Here is a 23,470-nt window from a genome sequence, read left to right as displayed (position 1 = left end):
TTTGCCTGATGGGACAGGTCAGTGCGTCCAGCACCGTGTTGATTCTCGCCGAGCCGGAGAAGGTGCTGGCGGCGGTCGCCGACTACCAGACCGTGCGCCCGAAGATCCTCTCGCCGAACTACAGCGGCTACCAGGTGCTCGAAGGCGGACAGGGCGCCGGCACTGTTGCGACGTGGAAGCTGCAGGCCACCAAGAAGCGCTCGCGGGACGTCAAGGCCACGGTCGACGTCGCCGGCAAGAGCGTCATCGAGAAGGACGCCAACTCGTCGATGGTGACCACCTGGACCGTCGCCCCGGCCGGCACCGGTTCGACCGTCACCGTCAAGACCGCGTGGCAGGGCGCCGGCGGCATCGGCGGCTTCTTCGAGAAGACCTTCGCGCCCCTGGGTCTGCGCAAGATTCAGGACGAGGTGCTGGGCAACTTGAAGAAGGTTGTCGAGGGATAGCCGCGACGGCGCGACGCGTCCGTCATTAGCGGCCAGATGGTCGCCCGACCTTCCGTCGGGCGACTAGGCTGGCGCGCACACCCGATCATCGAAACACCGCGGCTGAGCCGCGAATCAAACCAAGGGGATCTTCATGCAACCCGGTGGCCAGCCCGATATGTCCGCGCTGCTCGCTCAGGCGCAGCAGATGCAGCAGCAGCTCATGGCTGCGCAGGAGTCCCTGGCCACCTCGTCGGTGGTCGGTCAGGCCGGCGGTGGGCTGGTCAAGGTCACCATGATGGGCAGTGGGGAGATCACCGCGCTGACCATCGACCCGAAGGTCGTCGATCCGGACGACATCGAGACGCTGCAGGACCTCATCGTGGGTGCCCTGGGCGACGCTTCCGAGCAGGTGACACTGATGGCGCAGCAGCGCCTCGGTCCGCTGGCCGGCGGCATGCAGGGCATGGGCCTGCCCGGGTTCTGATGTGTTTGAAGGACCAGTACAGGATTTGATCGACGAGCTCGGCAAGCTGCCGGGTATCGGGCCGAAGAGTGCCCAGCGCATCGCGTTCCACCTGTTGTCGGTGGAGCCGCCGGAGATCGACCGGCTGACCGCGGTGCTGAACCGGGTACGCGACGGGGTCAAGTTCTGTGCGGTGTGCGGAAACGTGTCCGACGACGACCGGTGCCGCATCTGTAGCGACCCGCGCCGCGATGGCTCGCTGGTGTGTGTCGTCGAGGAGCCCAAGGACGTCCAGGCGGTGGAGCGCACGCGCGAATTCCGCGGGCGCTACCACGTCCTGGGTGGGGCGCTCGATCCGCTGTCCGGCGTCGGGCCGGAGCAATTGCGAATTCGCGAACTGCTCAACAGGATTGGACAGCGGGTCGACGGCGTGGACATCGTCGAGGTGATCATCGCGACCGACCCGAACACCGAGGGCGAGGCCACCGCCACGTACCTGGTGCGCATGCTGCGGGACATTCCGGGACTTTCGGTGACGCGCATCGCGTCGGGTCTGCCGATGGGTGGCGACCTGGAATTCGCCGACGAGCTGACGCTGGGCCGGGCCCTGGCCGGCCGCCGCGCCATGGTCTGATTCGCGGCTCGGCCGCGGTGGTCTGATTCGCGGCTCGGCCGCGGTGGTCTGATTCGCGGCTCGGCCGCGGTGGTCTGATTCGCGGCTCGGCCGCGGTGGTTTAACTCTGCGTTGCGACGAAACGACTTCCCGTAGGGGTGGGTACTCCTACTTTTTGTGCTTGAGCCCCGTATCGGCGAATACAGCTAACTATCGGAATTAACTGCCGGAGGGTGTGCCCTGCAAAGTCAGCACGGCAGTTGGCATCGGGCAAAGATTATCGCCAAAGTTGTTCCGACATCGGGGATTTCGGATGGATTGCTCGATCGCGGCGCGCCGGGGTCGGTTTATTGACGCCCGTTTGTGGTCATAGTGTGGGCATGTAGCATTCGCCCACGAGGCGACCGGAAATCGCCTCGCCCAATTATCTTGAGCGTCAATTCTTTTGGGGGCACCATGAGCACCAACCCGTTCGACGACGACAATGGTTCTTTCTTCGTGCTGATCAACGACGAAGAGCAGCACAGCCTGTGGCCGACCTTTGCTGACGTTCCGGCGGGCTGGCGGGTGGTCTTCGGCGAGGCGGACCGCGCCGCGTGCCTGGAGTACATCGAGCGGGAGTGGGCCGACATCCGGCCGAAGAGCTTGCGGGACCGACTCGCGGTCGGGCAGCGGCTCTGATCGCTCGGTGATTCAGGGGTAGTTCGGCATTTCTGGTTTCGGGATGGATCTCGGCGATTCGTCGTTGCCTGTCACGCGTGGGCAGTTGGATATCTGGCTCGCGCAGGAAACAGGTCAATCGGCTGCGGAATGGCAGCTCGGCATCTTCGTAAAAATTGACGGCCCGGTTGATTTCGAGATCTTCGAGCAGTCCATCCGCCGCGTCGTCGGCGAGGCCGATCCGGTGCTCGCGACCTTCTCGGAATCCGACGGCCAGGTGCGCCAGCGACTGCTCGACGTCGCCGACATCGAAGTGGACTTTCACGATCTGGCCCGTACCGATCCGACACACGCGGACCAGCCGATGGCCGAGGCGCGCGCGATGGCCTCGGCGCTGCAGCGCACCCCGATGCCGTTGGACGGCCCACTGCTGCGCTTCGCGTACTTCCGCGCCGACGCCACTAAGTCCTACTTCTTCGCGTGCTGCCACCACATCGTTGCCGACGGTATCGGGCTGGCGCTGGTCCTGCAGCGGATTGCCGCGGTGTACTCGGAAGCTGTTGCGGGCCTGCCGATTCAGCCGTCGTATTTCAGTTCCCTGCAAGACCTGCTCAACTGCGAAGAAGCCTACGAAGCCTCCGCGGACTACGCCGAGGACGAGGCGTACTGGACGGCAAATCTGCCGGCGGAAACCACGCGCGAGCTCGAGTCGGATGACGCCACGGGTGCCGTCGATGGCTCGTCCGAGCCGATCCAGTTGGACCCCGCGTTGTTGGCGCGGGTCGAACGACTGTGTGAGGCCTGGGACGTGCGCCGGTCGACGGTGCTCATCGCGGCGTGCGCGCTGGTTCTGCGGAGCCGGGCGTCGGTAGGCCACGAGGTGGTGCTCGACCTGCCGGTGACCCGTCGCGTGCTGCCGGTGTCGAAGACGTTGCCCGGCATGGTCGCTGGGGTGGTGCCGCTGGTGCTGCAGGTTTCGCCTGATGTCACGGTCGCCGAGTTCTGCGCGCATGTGCACACCCGCACCCGAGAAGCGGTGCGCCATCAGCGATTTCCGGTACAGGCCCTGGAACGCAAGCTCCGTGGGCCGGGCGCCGACCGGATCGTCGTCGACTTTCTGCCGTCGGGGTTCACTGTGCCGCTGGGCGAGGCCACGGCGGCGGCGCAGCTGATCTCAGGTCTCGGGCGCGGCTCCGGACTGGCGTTCTCTGGCACGGGTGACGAGCTGTCGGTCACCACGTTCGGCACCCGCCGGCTCGACGTCGTCGAGCTCGCGGACCAGCTGGACCGCGTGCTGACCGCGATGACGGCCGATCCGGCACGGCGCCTGTCCGCCTTGCCGCTGCTCGGTTCGCCGGCGCAAGACCGGCTGGCGGAGTTCGGAAACTGGGCGGCGCTCGATGTCGACACGGCCTCGACGGTGTCGATTCCGGCGCTCTTCGCCGATCAGGTGGCTCGGGTACCGGAGGCGGTGGCGCTCAGCGGCGACGGCCGGACGTTGACCTACCGGGAGCTGGACCGCGCATCCAGCCGCATGGCGCAGCTGCTTGCCGACCGCGGTGCCGGGCCGGGCCGGCGCGTGGCGGTGATGCTGCCGCGGTCGTCCGAGGCCATCGTGACGATCCTGGGCGTGCTCAAGACCGGCGCGGCCTACCTGCCGATCGACCCCGCCTTGCCGGCGTCCCGGATCGCCTTCATGCTGGCTGATTCCGCGCCATTCGCGGCCGTTACCACCACTGCGCTCGCGGACCGGTTCGACGGTTTCGACGGCGCCGTCATCGACGTGCGGGAGCGCGACGCATTCGACGGGCCCGCCGACTGGCCGGCCGCGGCCGGGCCTGAACCCGACGATGTCGCATACGTCATCTACACCTCGGGTACCACCGGGACGCCGAAAGGCGTTGCGATTGCCCACCAGAACCTCACGCAGCTGATCGCTTCGCAGGATGCCGGCCTGCCGGCCGAGCAGGCCTGGTCGCACTGGCATTCGTATGCGTTCGATTTCTCGGTGTGGGAGATTTTCTCCGCGCTGCTGCGTGGCGGCCGACTGGTGGTGGTTCCTGAGTCGGTGTCCGCCGACCCGGCCGAGTTTCACGACTTCCTGATCGCGGAAAAGGTCACCGTACTGACCCAAACCCCCTCTGCCATCGGGATGTTGGACATGGCGGGCCTGGAGTCCTGTGCTCTGGTGATGGGCGGCGAGGCGTGCCCGGCCGAGGTGGTCGAGCAGTGGGCGCCCCGCGCACGTGAGGAGCAAAACGGCTCTGCGCGGACGATGGTCAACGCCTACGGCCCCACCGAGACCACGATCTACGCGGCGATCAGTGCTCCGCTGACGGCTGGCGATGGTGCGGCCCCGATCGGAGCGCCGCCGAGCGGCGCGGCCTTGTTCGTGCTGGACGGCTGGATGCGGCCGGTGCAGCCCGGGGTGGTCGGGGAACTGTACGTGGCCGGTGCCGGCGTGGGTGTCGGATATCTGCACCGGACCGCATTGACCGGATCCCGTTTTGTGCCATGCCCGTTCGGTAAGCCCGGTGAGCGCATGTACCGCACCGGCGATCTGGTGTACTGGGGCGACGACGGACAGCTGCGGTACGTGGGCCGCGCCGATGCCCAGGTCAAGATTCGTGGCTATCGCATCGAATTAGGCGAAGTACAAACAGCTTTGGCGGCGCTCGACGGCGTCGTGCAGGCCGCGGCGATCGTCCGGGAGGATCGTCCCGGCGACAAGCGCCTTGTCGGCTACGCCACCGGTACCGTCGATCCCGTCGAAGCGCGGGCCGCCCTCGCGGACCGGCTGCCGGCGTATCTCGTCCCGTCCGTGATCGTGGTGCTGCCGGAACTGCCGCTGACCACCAGCGGGAAGCTCGATACCCGCAGCCTGCCGGCGCCGGAGTACACGGGCGACGACTACCGTGCGCCGGACAGCCCGGTCGAGGAGATCCTGGCCGCCATCTACGCCGAAATCCTGGGCCTGGATACGGCGGCCGTCAGTGTCGACGACTCGTTCTTCGAGCTGGGTGGCGACAGCATTCTCGCGATGCAGGTGGCGGCGCGCGCCCGCGCGGCCGGTCTGGCATGCCGCCCGCGCGACATATTCGTCGAGCAGACGGTCGCGCGCCTGGCGCAAACCGTGACCGTGACCGACGACGCGGATGACGTGGTCGACGAGGGCGTCGGCGCGGTGCGGACGACGCCGATCATGCGGTGGTTCAACACCATCGAGGGTCCGGTCGATCAGTTCAACCAGACTCTCGTGCTGCAGGCGCCGCAGGGCGCCACCGAGGCCGACGCGGTGATGTTGGTGCAGGCCTTGATGGATCGGCACGCGATGCTGCGGCTGCGGGTCGACACCGATGGCGCACTGGAAGTACCCGAAGCCGGGTCGGTTGCTGCCCGCGAATGCGTGGCCGTCGTCGGCGAACTGACCGAAGCCGCGGTGGCCGCGGCGCGGGGACAGCTGAACCCGAGTGCCGGGGTGATGGTCAGCGGCCTGTGGGTCGGCGCCACCGAGCAACTGGTCCTGATGGTTCACCACCTCGCGGTCGACGGGGTGTCGTGGCGAATCCTGTTGGAAGACATCAATATCGCGTGGGCGCAGCATCGCGCCGGCCAGCCCGTGGAACTGACCACGACAGGCACGTCGTTCCAGCGGTGGGCCGCGCGGCTCGGCGAACATGCGCAGCATCCGGACGTGCTGGCGCAGGCGACGGCCTGGCAGCAGGTGACATCGGCACCCGCGGCGCTGCCGGCGGCGGACCCGGATGCGGACACCTACGCCACCGCCGGCCGGCTGTCGGTCACGCTGGACGCTGACCACACCCGAGCGCTGCTCGGCGAGGTGCCGGCGGCATTTCACGCCGGCGTGCAGGACATCCTGCTGGTCGGGTTCGCGCTGGCGGTCGCGGAATTTCTGGGCACCGTCGGAGCACCCATCGGCATCGACGTCGAAAGCCACGGGCGCGACGAAGATCTGGCCGACGATATCGACCTGTCGCGGACCGTGGGCTGGTTCACCGCCAAATACCCGGTGGCACTGACGTTGGGCGAGTTGTCCTGGACACAGATCGTCGAGGGGGACGACGCGCTGGGCGCTGTTGTCAAGACAGCCAAGGAGCAGCTGCGCGCGCAGCCGCCGGGCCTAACGTACGGGTTGCTGCGGTACCTGAACGACGACATCGAACTGGATCGCACGGATCCGAGCATCGGATTCAATTACCTTGGCCGCCTGGGCTTTCCGCAAATCGCCGGAGTCGAAGAACTGTGGCGGCTGGGCCGGGACGAGCTGTCTCTGGATGGCGCCGCGGCGCCCCTGCCGCTGTTCCACACCGTCGAGCTCAACGCCGGCACCGTCGACACCGATGCCGGACCGCAACTGCAGGCCGACTGGACGTGGGCGACGTCCGTGCTCGACGACGCCCAGCTGAACCGGTTGAGCCGGTTGTGGTTCGAGGCACTGGCCGGCATCTGCGCGCACGTCCGGGCGGGTGGCGGCGGCCTGACGCCATCGGATATCGCGCCGGCGCAGCTGGGGCAGCAGCAGATCGATCAGTTGCAGCAGCAGTACCGGGTCGCCGACATCCTGCCGCTGACGCCACTGCAGCAGGGCCTGTTGTTCCACAGCCGCACGGCCCATGAGCGCGCCGACGTCGCGGCCGAGATGTACTCGGTACAACTGGACTTCACGCTCACCGGTGCCCTCGATCCGCAGCGACTCCGAGATGCGGTGCAAAGCACTGTCAATCGGCACCCGCACCTCGCCGCTGTCTTCTGTCAGCAGTTCGACGAGCCGGTGCAGGTGATTCAGGCCGAACCGGAAATCGCCTGGCGGTTCCTCGATTTCAGCGCGACGGGCGCACTGGACGAAGACGAGATTCAGCGGCTGTGCGCCGCGGAACGCATTGCCGTCGGCGACCTCGCCGGTGAGCCACCGTTCCGCGCCCTGCTGATCCGGATCGCGCCAGACCGGCACCGCTTCGTGCTGACCAATCACCACATCGTGCTCGACGGCTGGTCGCTGCCGATCCTGCTGCGCGAGATCTTCGCCGGGTATGCCGGGCACCGGTTGCCGCCCGCGGCGTCGTACCGGAAGTTCATCACCTGGCTCGCCGAGCGCGACCTCGACGCGGCGCGCGCGGCGTGGGGCAAGGTGCTCGCGGACTTCGATACGCCGACGCTGGTGGCGCCGCAGGACCGGTTACAGGACAGGCTGGGCCGCGGACACCGCGGCTTCGCGTCGTGCCACGTTTCGGCAGAGACCACGCGCGCCCTCGGAGAGCTCGCGCGCTCCTGCCAGACCACCGTCAGCACCGTGTTGCAGGGCGCGTGGGCCGTGCTGTTGGCGTCGTTGACAGGCAAGCGTGACGTCGCGTTCGGCACCGCGCGCTCCCGGCTCGGCCAGCTCGATGCGGGCGACACCGAATCGATGGTCGGTCTGCTGATCAACACCGTGCCGGTGCGCGCCAACCTCGCCGCGGGCACGACCGTCACCGGCCTGCTCGACCAGCTGCAGGCGGCGCACAACGACACGCTCGATCATCAACATCTGGCGCTCGGCGAGATTCACCGCGTCGCCGGCCACGACCAGCTCTTCGACACGCTCTTCGTGTACGAGAACTATCCGGTCGAAGCGGGCATGTCGGTCGGTGGTGAAGATGGTGCCGAGCTGACGATTTCGTCTTTCGCGAACCGCGAGTTCAATCACTACCCGCTGACTGTCGAGGCGTTTCCGGGCGATGAGCTCGGCCTGCACCTCGAATACGACACCGAAGTGTTCACCGCGGCCGGCATCCAGGCGCTGACCGGCAGGCTGAGCCGGTTGTTGGCGGCGATGACCGCGGACCCGTCGCGGAAGTTGTTGTCCATCAACCTGCTTGACGCGGCGGAACGGGACGAGCTGCAGCGGTGGTCCGGTGCCGGTACGCGCGCGCCGATGGGGCTCGGACCCGAACTGCTGGCCGCCGCCGTAGCGGTCGATCCGGATGCGGCCGCTGTGGTCGACGGCGCGCGGGTCATGTCCTACCGCGAGCTCGACGAAGCGTCGAACCGATTGGCGCGCTTGCTGATCGAGGGTGGAGTCGGGCCGGAACGCGCGGTGGGCGTGGCGATGGACCGGTGCGCCGAACTGGTGGTGGCGTGGTGGGCCGTGCTCAAGGCGGGCGGCGTGTACGTGCCGGTGGATCGCACCCACCCCGTCGAACGTATTGCCACGGTGCTGGATTCGGTGGCCGCCACGTGTGTGCTCACCCTGGACGTCGACCGGATCGGTGGCGCGGGGTCGCGCCCGGTGTTTCGGGCCGATGGCGACATGTCGGGCTACCGCGCCGACCCGATCACCGACGCCGACCGCACGGTACCGCTGGCAGTGGGCAATACCGCCTATGTCATCTTCACCTCTGGTTCGACGGGTGAGCCCAAGGGCGTCGCGGTCAGCCACGCAGGCCTGCTGGGAGCGGCTGCGGCACAACGTGATTCCTACAATCTGACCGCCGACGCGCGGGTGTTGATGGTGGCTGCACCGACGTTCGATGCGTCCCTGTTCGAGATGCTGATGGCGACCGGTGCGGCCGCCGCACTCGTGGTGGCACCGCGGGACGTGTACGCGGGCGAGGCACTCGCCGACCTGATGCAGCGGCAGCGGGTCAGCGCGACCCTGCTGACCCCGACAGTCGTGGCGTCCCTGGACCGGGCCCGGCTCGACGGGCTGACCACACTGATCACCGGCGGTGAAGCTTGCCCCGACGAACTCGTGCACGCCTGGGCACCCGGCCGCAGCATGTTCAATGCCTACGGCCCCAGCGAGTCCACCATCTGGGCCACCGGTACACCGTTGACGCCGGGGCAGCAGGTGAACATCGGCAGGCCCATCGCGGGCACCCGGACCCTGGTGCTGGACGCGCAGCTCAACCCCGTGCCGCCGGGTGTGACGGGCGAGTTGTACCTGGCCGGCCCCGCGGTCGCGCTCGGCTATGTGGGCCGACCGACCCTGAGCGCCGAACGCTTCGTCGCCAATCCGCATGGCGGGACGGATGATTCCGGCAGCCGCATGTACCGCACCGGCGACCTCGCGCGTTGGAACACCGACGGCACGCTGGACTACCTGGGCCGGGCCGACACCCAGATCAAGCTGCGCGGTCAGCGCATCGAGCTGGGCGAGATCGAAAGTGCGCTGCTGGCCTGCCCGCAGGTCAGCCAGGCCGCGGCCACGGTGCACCACGGCACCGGCGGCGCGCAGTTGGTCGGTTACATCACCTTCGAACATGCCACCGACGGCCAGCGTGACACCGCGCATGACGCGGAGATCGTCGGGGAGTGGCAGGACATCTACGACGAGCTGTACGCCGCCGCCGACGCGGAAGGTGAAGCGCCCGAGTTCGGTTCGGATTTCCGAGGCTGGACCAGCAGCTACACCGGCGAGCCGATTCCACTGGCCGAGATGGAGCAGTGGCGGGCCGCCACGGTCGACCGCATCATGGAACTGCGTCCGCGGCGGGTGCTGGAGATCGGCGCGGGCTCCGGTCTGATCCTGTCCCAGATCGCGCCGCACTGCGAGCAGTATGTCGCCACCGACGTGTCGTCGGCCGCGGTCGACAAGCTGGCGCATTCGTTGCAGCAGTTGGAGATTCCGTGGCGTGACCGGGTCGAGTTCATGGCGCGGGCGGCGCACGTCACCGACGGACTGCCGCGTGGCCACTTCGACACCATCATCGTGAACTCGGTCGTCCAGTACTTCCCCAACGCGGCGTACCTGACCGAGGTCATCGACAACGCGGTGGAGCTGCTGGCGCCCGGCGGCACGCTGTTCCTCGGTGACATCCGAAACCACACCCTGCAGCACGCCTTCCAGACCGCCATCGTGCTGGGCCGCAGTGATAGCGAGGCGACATCCGGTACCGATGCCGCGGTGATCCGTCAGCGTGTTGAACATGCCGTGCTCGGTGAAGCAGAGCTGCTGCTGGCGCCGGAGTTCTTCACGACGTGGGCAGCGCGACGGGAATCGGCTGTCGGACTTGGTATCCGGATCAAGCGCGGCACCGCGGACAACGAGCTCAACCGCTACCGGTACGACGTCACCATCCACAAGGCGCCCGGGGCGGGCCGCTCGGTCGCCCATGTTCCCTCTTGGACGTGGGACGAGTGCGCCGACCTCGCCGGCCTGCAGCGCCGGTTGACCGGCCTGCAGCCGGAGGCCATCCGGATCACCGACATTCCCCGCACGGGCGTGAGCATCGACGTCGGGCTGGAATCGGAACTCGCCGGAGCGGCGCGTGATTCGGAAACAGCCGAGGCCACAACGGAAGAACTCCACCGCATCGGTGAAGACGCGGGATATCAGGTCGCCGTCACGTGGGGCGCGGTGCGCGGTAGCGTCGACGCCGTCTTCGTCAGGCCAGGTGACGCCGGTTCGGTCGGGGTCCCGCTGACGGACCTCTACCGGCCGCTCGCGCACACCGGCGTCCACGCGAACGAGCCGCACAGCAGCACGAAGATCAGCGCGGTCCGGAACCGACTGAGCGCATGGCTGCCCGACTACATGGTGCCGCAGCACATCGTCGTCCTCGACGAGATGCCGCTGACGACGTCGGGCAAGCTCGATCGCAAGTCGCTACCGGCGCCGGAGTACGCCGACGCCGACGGCTACCGGGCGCCGGCCGGGGTCGTGGAGGAGATTCTGGCGGACATCTACGCCCAGGTGTTGGGCGTGCAGCGGGTCGGTGTGGACGACTCGTTCTTCGATCTGGGCGGCGACTCGTTGTCGGCGATGCGCCTGATCGGTGCGGTGAATTCGAGTTTGGCGGTGGACCTTTCGGTGCGCGTGCTGTTCGAGGCGCCCACGGTGGCGCAGCTGGCGCCCCGGATCGGCGGAGATGCCACGCGGCTGGCTCCGCTGGTGGCCGGGCAGCGGCCCGAGCTGCTGCCGCTGTCCTTCGCCCAGAACCGGTTGTGGTTCTTCGACCAATTGCAGGGCCCGTCGGCCATCTACAACCTGGCTGTGGCGCTGCGGCTGCGCGGGCGCCTCGACGCCGACGCGCTCGGCCGCGCCTTGTCCGATGTGGTGGCCCGCCACGAAAGCCTGCGGACCTTGTTCGTGGCACCGGAGGGTACGCCCGAGCAGGTGATCATCCCCGCGGACCGGGCCGACATCGGCTGGCAGACCGTCGACGCCGCCGGCTGGACGGCGCGCCGGCTCGACGATGCCGTGGGCGCGGCGGCGCGGCACACTTTCGATCTTTCGGCGCAGGTTCCGTTCCACGCCAAGCTCTTCCGCATCAGCGACGACAACCACATCCTGGTCGTGGTGGTGCACCACATCGCTGCCGACGGCTCGTCGGTGACCCCGCTCGTGCGTGATCTCGGCCTGGCCTATGCCAGCCGGTGCGTCGGGCGAGCCCCGGACTGGGCGCCGCTGCCGGTGCAGTATGTCGACTACACGCTGTGGCAGCGTGCACAATTCGGTGAACTCGACGATGCCGACGGTCCCATCGCGGCGCAGCTGGACTTCTGGCAGGAGACCCTCGCCGGGCTGCCCGAGCGCCTCGACCTGCCGACCGACCGGCCGTACCCGCCGACGGCCGACCACCACGGCGCACGGGTGACCGTACAGTGGCCGGTCGCCCTGCAGCAGCAGATCCGCCGCGTCGCCCGTGAGCACAACGCGACCAGCTTCATGGTGATCCAGGCGGCGTTCGCCGCTCTGCTGGCGCGAATCAGCTCGACTTCTGATGTGGCGGTGGGCTTCCCGATCGCGGGCCGGCGCGACCCGGCACTCGATGATCTCGTGGGGTTCTTCGTCAACACCCTGGTGCTCCGGGTCGACCTGGGCGAGTTCCCCGGCGGCGACCCCAGGTTCGTCGACCTGCTCGCGCAGGTCCGCCGGCGGAGCCTGGCGGCATACGAGCACCAGGACGTGCCGTTCGAGATGCTCGTCGAGCGGCTGAATCCCACGCGGAGCCTGACCCACCATCCCGTGGTCCAGGTGCTGCTGGGCTGGCAGAACTTCTCCTGGCAGGCCGGGGACGCGGCAGGTCTGGCTCTCGGCGATCTGCAGGTGACCCCGCTGACGGTGGACACCCAGACCGCCCGGATGGACTTGGCGTTCTCGCTGGGCGAGCGGTGGGACACCGACGGGGAGCCTGACGGACTCGACGTGATGGTGGAGTTCCGCACCGACATTTTCGACGCCGAGAGCATCCAGACGCTCGTCGGCCGGTTCGAGCGAATGGTGGTGGCGTTCAGCGCCGATCCGGAGCAGCGGCTGTCGTCGGTCGATCTGCTCGATGAGGTCGAGCAGGCCCGGCTGGACCGCTGGGGTAACCGCGAGGTGCTGGGCCGGCCGGCAGCGGTGACGACCGTGCCAGAGGTTTTCGCCGCCCAGGCTGCTCGCACCCCGGATGCGGTGGCGGTGGTCTGCGGCGACCGGTCCCTGACATACCGGGAGCTCGACGAGGCGTCGAACCGATTGGCAAACCTGCTCACGGAGCAAGGTGCCGGGCCGGGACAGATTGTCGCGCTGCTGTTTTCGCGTTCGGCCGAAGCGATCGTGGCGATCCTCGCGGTGCTCAAGTCCGGTGCGGCTTATCTGCCGTTCGATCCCGCACTGCCTGCGGCGCGTATTGAGTTCATGCTCGGCGACGCCGCGCCGATTGCCGTGGTGACCTCCGGTGACCTGGCGGACCGCTTCGCTGGATTCGGCGGCGTGGTCATCGACGTGGCCGATCCCAGGGTCGCGACGCAGCCGAGCTCCCCGCCACCGGGGCCCGCACCCGACGACATGGCGCACCTGATCTACACCTCGGGCACCACCGGGGTGCCGAAAGGCGTTGCGGTCACGCAGTACAACGTCGTTCAGCTGTTCCAGGGCCTGGAGATCGGGATCGACCTGTCGCCGGATGCCGGGGCGAGCGGAGCGACGGGAAATGTGCAGGTGTGGACGCAGTTCCACTCCTACGCGTTCGACTTCTCGGTGTGGGAGATCTGGGGTGCGCTGCTGCACGGCGGACGACTGGTGGTGGTTCCCGACGCGGTGGCCCGTTCCGCCGACGACTTCCACGACCTGCTGGTCCGCGAACAGGTCACCGTGCTCACCCAAACTCCCTCGGCCGCAGCGGTGTTGGCGATCGAAGGGCTGGATGCAGCCGCTCTGGTCATCGGCGCCGAGGCCTGCCCGCCCGAGATGGTCGACCGCTGGGCACCGAACCGCACGATGGTCAACGTCTACGGCCCGACCGAGACGACCATGTGGCTGTGCAAGAGCCTGCCGCTGACCGCGGGCTCTGGTGCGCCCCCGATCGGCTCGCCGACAGCGGGCGCCGCGTTCTTCGTCCTCGATGAGTCGCTGCGCCCCGTTCCGCCGGGAGTGGTCGGCGAGCTGTATCTCGCCGGACGAGGCGTCGGCATCGGCTACTGGCGCCGGTCCGGCCTGACCGCAGCGCGTTTCATGGCCTGCCCCTTCGGTGAGCCGGGCGCCCGCATGTACCGCACGGGTGACCTGGTGTCATGGCGCCCCGACGGACAGCTGGACTACTTCGGCCGGGCCGACGAGCAGGTCAAGGTCCGCGGCTACCGCATCGAATTGGGCGACGTCCGTTCGGCATTGGCCGAACTGCCCGGCGTCGAGCACGCGGCGGTGATCGCCCGCGAAGACCGGCCCGGCGACAAGCGCCTCGTCGGCTACATCGTCGGCACCGCGGACCCGGCCGAGGCGCGCACCGCGCTGGCGCACCGGCTGCCGGGCTACATGGTCCCAGCCGCCGTCATCGCCGTGCCGGCACTGCCGGTCACGGTCAACGGCAAGCTGGACACCCGTGCGCTGCCCGCCCCGGACTACCAGGACTCCGCGCGATACCGCGCCCCGTCGGGGGCCGTCGAGGAAACCCTGACGGCCATCTACGCCGAGCTCCTCGGTGTCGAGCGGGTCGGTGTGGACGATTCGTTCTTCGATCTCGGTGGTGATTCGTTGTCCACCATGCGGTTGGTCGCCGGGATCAACGCGGCGCTCGATGTCGAGTTGCCGGTGCGCACCGTCTTCGAGGCGCCCACCGTGGCTCAGCTGGCGGCGCGGATCGGTGACGGCGGGGCGCGGCGCGAGGCACTGGTGGCCATTCCCGCCGCAGAGCGGCCGGACCCGATCCCGCTGTCGTACGCCCAGAACCGGCTGTGGTTCGTCGACCAATTGCAGGGTGCCTCAGCGCTTTACAACATGCCGGTGATGCTGCGGCTGCAGGGGCAGCTCGATGCCGACGCGCTACATGCGGCGCTGAGCGACGTGGTCGGCCGGCACGAGAGTCTGCGTACCGTGTTCACCGCGACCGACGGCACGCCGCACCAGGTGATCGTGCCCGCCGACAAGGTGGAGCTCGGCTGGGATGTGGTGGATGCCGAAGGGTGGACCGACGAGCAACGGGCCGCCGCCGTACGTGCGGCCGCACAGTACGCGTTCGATCTGGCCACCGAAATCCCGGTGCGCGCCAGCCTGTTCCGCCTCGGTGACGACGAGCACCTGTTGGTGGCCGTGGTGCATCACATCGCCGCAGACGGTTGGTCGTTGCAGCCGCTGGTCACCGATCTGGGCACGGCGTACGTCAGTCGGCGCGCGGGAGCGGCGCCGGGCTGGGCTCCGCTTGCGGTGCAGTACGTCGACTACACGCTGTGGCAACGTAAGCAGCTCGGCGAACTCGAGGCACCCGGCAGCGAGGTCTCGGCCCAGCTGGGTTACTGGGCGGACGCGCTGGCCGGCCTGCCCGACCGGATCGACCTGCCGACCGACCGGCCGTACCCCGCGGTGGCCGACCTGGCGGGTGCCACGATCGAAGTCGACTGGCCCGCCGAGTTGCAGCAGCAGATCGCGCGCGTGGCACGTGAGCACAACGCGACCAGCTTCATGGTGGTGCAGGCCGCGCTGGCCGTCATGCTGGCCAAGCTCGGCGCCAGTTCCGATGTGGCCATCGGTTTCCCGATCGCCGGGCGGCGCGATCCCGCGCTGGACGACCTGGTGGGTTTCTTCGTCAATACGCTGGTGCTGCGTGTCGACCTCACCGGAAACCCCACTGTCGAAGAGCTTTTGGCGCAGGTGCGGGCCCGCAGCCTTGCCGCCTACGAACATCAGGACGTGCCGTTCGAGGTACTGGTCGAGCGACTGAATCCCGCACGCTCGCTGTCCCACCACCCGCTGGTGCAGGTCATGCTGGGCTGGCAGAACCTGCCGTGGCAGCACGTCGACAGTGCGGCCGGCCTGGCATTGGGCGACCTGACGGTGACCCCGCTGCCCGTCGAAACCCAGGCCGCCCGCATGGATTTGGCCTTCTCGCTGTCCGAACGGTGGACTGCGACAGGCGAACCCGCGGGCATCGGCGGCATTGTCGAGTTCCGCACCGACGTGTTCGATGCGGCGAGCGTCGAAGCCCTGGTACACCGGCTGCACGCGGTGCTGACGGCCATCACCGCCGACCCCACCCGGGCGCTGTCCACGGTCGAACTGTTGACCGCAGGCGAGAGGGTCCGGGTCGAGGAGTGCGGGCACCGGGACGTCCTGACCCAGCCATCGAGCCAGGTGTCGATTCCGGAGTTGTTCGCCACGCACGTCATGCGCGCACCCGAGGCGGTCGCGATTACCGATATGGGCGCACCAGCCACGACTGACGGTCGCGCATCGATGACGTACGCGGAACTGGACGCGGCCTCGAACCGGGTGGCCCACCTGCTGACCGGGCACGGTGTCGGTCCGGGTTCTGTTGTGGCGCTGCTGCTTTCCCGCTCGACCGATGCCATCGTCGCGATGCTGGGTGTGCTCAAAGCCGGTGCCGCCTACCTGCCGATCGATGTGGCTTGGCCGTCGGCGCGCATCAGGTTCGTTCTGGACGACGCGGCACCGGTGGCGGCGATCAGTGCCGATCCGGATCTGCTGTCCGGCTTCAACGGGGCGGTCCTCACGGTCGCTGACGCTGCCGCGCAGCCTGATTCAGCGTTGCCGATACCGGACGCCGACTCACTTGCCTACCTGATCTATACCTCCGGGACCACCGGCGCGCCCAAGGGCGTCGGACTCACTCACGCCAATGTGACCCAGCTGCTCGGCGCTCTCGACACGCGACTGCCCGCCGCCGGCGTGTGGAGCCATGCCCACTCGCTGGCGTTCGACGTGTCGGTGTGGGAGATCTTCGGCGCGCTGCTCCGCGGCGGCCGGGTCGTGGTGATCGGTGACGCGGTCGCCCGATCATCTACGGATCTGCATCAGGTCCTGGTGGCCGAAGGCGTCAGTGTCCTGACCCAAACCCCAACGGCTGCAGCGGTATTGTCGCCGATCGGACTGGAGCGCGCGGCGCTCGTCGCGGTCGGTGAAGCCTGCCCGCCCGAGGTGGTCCAGCGCTGGGCGACTGACGGGCGGCTGATGGTCAACGCCTACGGACCGACCGAGACGACGATGTGCGTGGCGATGAGTGCGCCGCTGACCACCGATTCGGTGTCGGAATCCGCTGTGGTGCCGATCGGTTCGCCGGTGGGTGGCGCGGCGCTGTTCGTGCTCGACGCCTCGTTGCGGCCGGTGCCGCCCGGAGTGATCGGCGAGCTCTACGTCGCCGGTGCCGGGCTGGGTGTCGGCTATCTGCGCCGGGCCGGGCTGAGCGCCTCGCGCTTCGTGGCGTGCCCGTTCGGGGCGCCGGGGCAACGGATGTACCGCACCGGTGACCTGGTGCGGTGGGGCGCCGACGGGCAGTTGACGTACCTGGGCCGGGCTGACGAGCAGGTCAAGATCCGCGGCTATCGCATCGAACTCGGTGACGTGCAAACGGCTTTGGCTGCATTGGACGGTGTGCAGCAGGCCGTGGCGATCGCCCGGGAGGACCGGCCGGGCGACAAGCGCCTGGTCGGTTACGTGACCGGGACCGCTGACCCGGCCGCGGTGCGAGCCGAACTGGCGCAGCGACTTCCGGCGTACATGGTGCCCGCGGCGATCGTGGCGCTGGATCGGTTGCCGTTGACGGCCAACGGCAAGCTGGACACGCGTGCCCTGCCTGCACCCGATTATGTGGCCGGCGACTACCGGGCACCGGCAACCGCCGTCGAGGACATCCTGGCTGGTATCTTCGCGAATCTGCTGGGACACAGCCGCGTCAGCGTCGACGATTCCTTCTTCGATCTCGGCGGCGACAGCATCGCGGCGATGCGCTTGATCGCGGCGATCAACGCCGCATTGGACACGGACCTCGCGGTGCGCACGGTGTTCGAGGCGCCGACCATCGCCCAGCTGGCGCCGCGGATCGGGGCATCCGCAACGCGGCGGGAGCCGCTGGCGGCGAGCGAGCGGCCGGACGTCATCCCGTTGTCGTTCGCGCAGAATCGGTTGTGGTTCCTCGAACAACTGCAGGGTCCGTCCGCCACCTACAATCTCTCCACGGTGCTGCGGCTCGCCGGGCACCTGGACGCCGAGGCGCTGCACGCCGCACTGGTCGACGTGGTGGGCCGGCACGAGGCGCTGCGCACCGTGTTCGTCGCGCCCGACGGCGTACCGCAGCAGGTGGTGCTACCGGCCTCGGCGGCCGACATCGGTTGGGAGAGCACCGATGCCACCGGCTGGACGAGGGACCACTTGGAGAACACCGTGGACGCCGCAGCCCGGTACGCCTTCGACGTGTCATCCGAGATTCCACTGCGCGCCAGCCTGTTCCGGGTTTCCGCCGACGAGCATGTGCTGGTGGCCGCGGTGCACCACATCGCCGCCGACGGATGGTCCATCACGCCACTGGCGCGCGACCTGGGCGTCGCCTACGCGAGCCGCTGCGCCGGAGCGCCACCGCAGTGGCCGGACCTGCCGGTGCAGTACGTGGACTACACGCTGTGGCAGCGTGCGCAATTCGGTGATCTGCACGACGGTGACAGCCCGATCGCAGCGCAGCTCGCCTACTGGCAGGACGCGTTGGCGGGGTTGCCCGAACGGCTGCAACTGCCCACCGACCGGCCCTACCCGCTGGTGGCGGACCAGCACGGTGCCACCGTCGCCATCGACTGGCCGGCCGAGCTGCAGCAGCAGATCGCGCACGTGGCGCGCGAGCACAACGCCACCGGTTTCATGGTGATCCAGGCCGCCCTGGCACTGTTGCTGTCCACGATCAGCACGAGTTCCGATGTCGCCGTGGGCTTCCCGATCGCCGGTCGCACCGATCCGGCGCTCGACGAACTGGTGGGCTTCTTCGTCAACACCCTCGTGCTGCGGGTCGACCTGACCGGCGATCCCACGTTTGCCGACTTGCTGGCGCAGGTGCAGCAGCGCAGCCTCGCGGCCTACGAGCACCAGGACGTACCGTTCGAGGTGCTGGTCGAGCGGCTCAACCCCGCCCGCAGCCTGACCCACCACCCGCTGGTGCAGGTGCTCCTGGCGTGGCAGAACCTGCCCGGACAACACCAGGCCGCGGCCGGGCTGACCCTCGGCGACCTGGAGGTGACGCCGGTCCCGGTCGACACCCAGACCGCTCGCATGGATCTGACGTTCTCGCTGGGCGAGCGCTGGACCGCCGACGGTGCCCCGGCCGGCATCGCCGGGACCGTCGAATACCGCACCGATGTGTTCGACGCCGCGAGCATCGAGACGCTGATCGGACGGTTGCAGCGAGTACTGACCGCCGTCAGCGCGGACCCGACAGTGCCGGTGTCCGCGGTCGAGATTCTCGATGATGCCGAGCGCGCGCGTATCGATGCCATCGGAAACCGGGCGGCATTGGCCCGGCGCACTCACGACGTTGCCATCCCGGAACTGTTCGCCGCAGTGGTGGCGCGTACCCCGGATGCGGTCGCGGTCAGTTGCGCCGGCCGCACCCTGACCTATCGGGAACTCGATGAGCACGCGGACCGGTTGGGGCATCTGCTTGCCGGGCACGGCGCCGCACCGGGACAGACTGTGGCACTTCTGCTTCCACGGTCTGCCGAGGCCATCGTGGCGATCCTGGCGGTGCTCAAGACCGGGGCGGCGTATGTTCCGCTCGATCCGGCGTTGCCGACGGCCCGTATCGACTTCGTTCTGGGCGATGCCACACCGGTCGCGGTGATCACCGCGGACGACCTTGGGGACCGGGTCTCCGGTCTGGACATCCCCGTCATCGGTGTGGACGACACTGCCGACGCGGCCCGGTACGACACCGCACTGGCGGGACCGGGCGCGGACGACATCGCCTATCTGATCTACACCTCGGGTACCACCGGCGTGCCCAAAGGCGTTGCTGTCGCGCACCGCAACGTGACCCAGCTGATCGGCGCCCCCGATTCCGGCCTGCCGACGTCCGGCGTCTGGAGCCAGTGGCACTCGCTGGCGTTCGACGTATCGGTGTGGGAGATCTTCGGCGCCCTGCTGAACGGCGGCCGGTTGGTCGTCGTGCCCGAATCGGTGGCGCGGGCGCCCGAGGACCTGCATGCGCTGGTGGCCGCCGAGCAGGTCACCGTGCTGAGCCTGACTCCCTCTGCGGCCGGCGCACTTTCGCCCGCCGGGCTGGACGGCGTCACGCTCGTGGTGGCGGGTGAGGCGTGCCCCACCGAATTGGTCGACCGCTGGGGATCCGGCCGCGTCATGATCAACGCCTATGGCCCGACGGAAGCCACGATCTATGCCGCGATCAGCGCGCCACTGACGCCCGGACAGCCGACGGTGCCGATCGGCTCGCCGGTGCCGGGCGGCTCGACCTTCGTGCTGGACAGCCACTTACGGCCGGTCCCGATCGGCGTCATGGGTGAGCTCTACCTCGCCGGTGGCGGCGTCGCCGCCGGATATCTGCGCCGCGGTGGGCTGACCGCCTCGCGCTTCGTGGCCTGCCCGTTCGGTGGGCCCGGCGCCCGCATGTACCGCACCGGGGACCTGGTGCGGTGGCGCGCCGACGGGCAGCTGGACTATCTGGGCCGGGCCGACGACCAGGTCAAGATTCGTGGCTACCGCATCGAATTGGGCGACATCCAAGCAGCTTTGGCCGACCTCGGCGGAGTGGACCAGGCCGCCGTGATTGCCCGCGAAGACCGGCCGGGGGACAAGCGTCTGGTCGGCTATGTCACCGGATCGGCCGATCCGGCGGCGGTCCGCGCCGCGCTGGCAGATCGATTGCCGGCGTACATGATTCCCGCCGCGGTCCTCGTGGTGCCGGAACTGCCGTTGACGGCCAACGGCAAGCTCGACGTCCGCGCACTGCCGGCACCGGAGTACGCCGCCGGTGACTACCGCGCACCGGCCAATGCGATCGAGGAGATTCTCGCCGGCATCTACGCCGCCGTGCTCGGCGTCGAGCGCGTCGGTGTGGACGACTCGTTCTTCGACCTCGGCGGCGACAGCATTTCGTCGATGCAGGTGGTCACCCGAGCGCGGGCGGCGGGGCTGACCTGCCGGACCAAGGACCTGTTCGTCGAGCAGACCGTCGCCCGGCTGGCCCGGGTGGTCGAGGTCAGCGAGAATTCGGACGGCGAAGCCGATTCGGGTGTCGGTCCGCTGCCGGCGACCCCGATCATCGAATGGCTGCGCAGCGTCGACGGCCCCACCGACCAGTTCAACCAGATGGTCCTGGTCTCTCCACGGTGCTGCGGCTCGCCGGGCACCTGGACGCCGAGGCGCTGCACGCCGCACTGGTCGACGTGGTGGGCCGGCACGAGGCGCTGCGCACCGTGTTCGTCGCGCCCGACGGCGTACCGCAGCAGGTGGTGCTACCGGCCTCGGCGGCCGACATCGGTTGGGAGAGCACCGATGCCACCGGCTGGACGAGGGACCACTTGGAGAACACCGTGGACGCCGCAGCCCGGTACGCCTTCGACGTGTCATCCGAGATTCCACTGCGCGCCAGCCTGTTCCGGGTTTCCGCCGACGAGCATGTGCTGGTGGCCGCGGTGCACCACATCGCCGCCGACGGATGGTCCATCACGCCACTGGCGCGCGACCTGGGCGTCGCCTACGCGAGCCGCTGCGCCGGAGCGCCACCGCAGTGGCCGACCTGCCGGTGCAGTACGTGGACTACACGCTGTGGCAGCGTGCGCAATTCGGTGATCTGCACGACGGTGACAGCCCGATCGCAGCGCAGCTCGCCTACTGGCAGGACGCGTTGGCGGGGTTGCCCGAACGGCTGCAACTGCCCACCGACCGGCCCTACCCGCTGGTGGCGGACCAGCACGGTGCCACCGTCGCCATCGACTGGCCGGCCGAGCTGCAGCAGCAGATCGCGCACGTGGCGCGCGAGCACAACGCCACCGGTTTCATGGTGATCCAGGCCGCCCTGGCACTGTTGCTGTCCACGATCAGCACGAGTTCCGATGTCGCCGTGGGCTTCCCGATCGCCGGTCGCACCGATCCGGCGCTCGACGAACTGGTGGGCTTCTTCGTCAACACCCTCGTGCTGCGGGTCGACCTGACCGGCGATCCCACGTTTGCCGACTTGCTGGCGCAGGTGCAGCAGCGCAGCCTCGCGGCCTACGAGCACCAGGACGTACCGTTCGAGGTGCTGGTCGAGCGGCTCAACCCCGCCCGCAGCCTGACCCACCACCCGCTGGTGCAGGTGCTCCTGGCGTGGCAGAACCTGCCCGGACAACACCAGGCCGCGGCCGGGCTGACCCTCGGCGACCTGGAGGTGACGCCGGTCCCGGTCGACACCCAGACCGCTCGCATGGATCTGACGTTCTCGCTGGGCGAGCGCTGGACCGCCGACGGTGCCCCGGCCGGCATCGCCGGGACCGTCGAATACCGCACCGATGTGTTCGACGCCGCGAGCATCGAGACGCTGATCGGACGGTTGCAGCGAGTACTGACCGCCGTCAGCGCGGACCCGACAGTGCCGGTGTCCGCGGTCGAGATTCTCGATGATGCCGAGCGCGCGCGTATCGATGCCATCGGAAACCGGGCGGCATTGGCCCGGCGCACTCACGACGTTGCCATCCCGGAACTGTTCGCCGCAGTGGTGGCGCGTACCCCGGATGCGGTCGCGGTCAGTTGCGCCGGCCGCACCCTGACCTATCGGGAACTCGATGAGCACGCGGACCGGTTGGGGCATCTGCTTGCCGGGCACGGCGCCGCACCGGGACAGACTGTGGCACTTCTGCTTCCACGGTCTGCCGAGGCCATCGTGGCGATCCTGGCGGTGCTCAAGACCGGGGCGGCGTATGTTCCGCTCGATCCGGCGTTGCCGACGGCCCGTATCGACTTCGTTCTGGGCGATGCCACACCGGTCGCGGTGATCACCGCGGACGACCTTGGGGACCGGGTCTCCGGTCTGGACATCCCCGTCATCGGTGTGGACGACACTGCCGACGCGGCCCGGTACGACACCGCACTGGCGGGACCGGGCGCGGACGACATCGCCTATCTGATCTACACCTCGGGTACCACCGGCGTGCCCAAAGGCGTTGCTGTCGCGCACCGCAACGTGACCCAGCTGATCGGCGCCCCCGATTCCGGCCTGCCGACGTCCGGCGTCTGGAGCCAGTGGCACTCGCTGGCGTTCGACGTATCGGTGTGGGAGATCTTCGGCGCCCTGCTGAACGGCGGCCGGTTGGTCGTCGTGCCCGAATCGGTGGCGCGGGCGCCCGAGGACCTGCATGCGCTGGTGGCCGCCGAGCAGGTCACCGTGCTGAGCCTGACTCCCTCTGCGGCCGGCGCACTTTCGCCCGCCGGGCTGGACGGCGTCACGCTCGTGGTGGCGGGTGAGGCGTGCCCCACCGAATTGGTCGACCGCTGGGGATCCGGCCGCGTCATGATCAACGCCTATGGCCCGACGGAAGCCACGATCTATGCCGCGATCAGCGCGCCACTGACGCCCGGACAGCCGACGGTGCCGATCGGCTCGCCGGTGCCGGGCGGCTCGACCTTCGTGCTGGACAGCCACTTACGGCCGGTCCCGATCGGCGTCATGGGTGAGCTCTACCTCGCCGGTGGCGGCGTCGCCGCCGGATATCTGCGCCGCGGTGGGCTGACCGCCTCGCGCTTCGTGGCCTGCCCGTTCGGTGGGCCCGGCGCCCGCATGTACCGCACCGGGGACCTGGTGCGGTGGCGCGCCGACGGGCAGCTGGACTATCTGGGCCGGGCCGACGACCAGGTCAAGATTCGTGGCTACCGCATCGAATTGGGCGACATCCAAGCAGCTTTGGCCGACCTCGGCGGAGTGGACCAGGCCGCCGTGATTGCCCGCGAAGACCGGCCGGGGGACAAGCGTCTGGTCGGCTATGTCACCGGATCGGCCGATCCGGCGGCGGTCCGCGCCGCGCTGGCAGATCGATTGCCGGCGTACATGATTCCCGCCGCGGTCCTCGTGGTGCCGGAACTGCCGTTGACGGCCAACGGCAAGCTCGACGTCCGCGCAC

At 68.9% G+C, this 23,470-nt stretch carries 6 protein-coding genes (1 of these 6 cut by a window edge); all 6 read left to right on the top strand.

The genetic code is table 11. From position 1 onward, the window contains the following. The first annotated feature begins 8 nt into the window (after nt 1-8). Nucleotides 9-446, top strand: a complete 438-nt coding sequence (locus ACX12F_RS26785) for an SRPBCC family protein (RefSeq protein WP_459367267.1) — start codon at nt 9-11, stop codon at nt 444-446. 133 nt (nt 447-579) lie between these two features. Beyond that, a complete protein-coding gene (locus ACX12F_RS26780; RefSeq protein WP_029119043.1) occupies nt 580-912 on the top strand; it encodes a YbaB/EbfC family nucleoid-associated protein in 333 nt (110 codons plus the stop codon). Between the two features lies 1 nt (nt 913). Beyond that, nucleotides 914-1,525 (top strand): recombination mediator RecR, encoded by a 612-nt coding sequence (recR, locus tag ACX12F_RS26775; RefSeq protein ID WP_455981125.1) that lies wholly within the window; start codon nt 914-916, stop codon nt 1,523-1,525. Between the two features lie 435 nt (nt 1,526-1,960). Further along, nucleotides 1,961-2,185, top strand: a complete 225-nt coding sequence (locus tag ACX12F_RS26770; protein WP_459367266.1) for an MbtH family protein — start codon at nt 1,961-1,963, stop codon at nt 2,183-2,185. 43 nt (nt 2,186-2,228) lie between these two features. Then, entirely contained in the window at nt 2,229-21,167 is an 18,939-nt protein-coding gene (locus tag ACX12F_RS26765) for a non-ribosomal peptide synthetase (RefSeq protein ID WP_459367265.1), read from the top strand. Then, on the top strand, nt 21,106-23,470 hold the beginning of the coding sequence (locus ACX12F_RS26760) for a non-ribosomal peptide synthetase (protein ID WP_459367264.1). The gene runs 13,055 nt beyond the window's last position; only the first 2,365 of its 15,420 coding nucleotides appear in the window; the start codon lies at nt 21,106-21,108; its stop codon lies off the right edge, out of view. The genes ACX12F_RS26765 and ACX12F_RS26760 overlap by 62 nt, the downstream gene beginning before the upstream one ends.

This window comes from Mycolicibacterium sp. HS_4_1, assembly GCF_054515875.1.
Note: the sequence above shows the minus strand (reverse complement) of the source record. Positions and strands in the feature narration are given on the sequence as shown.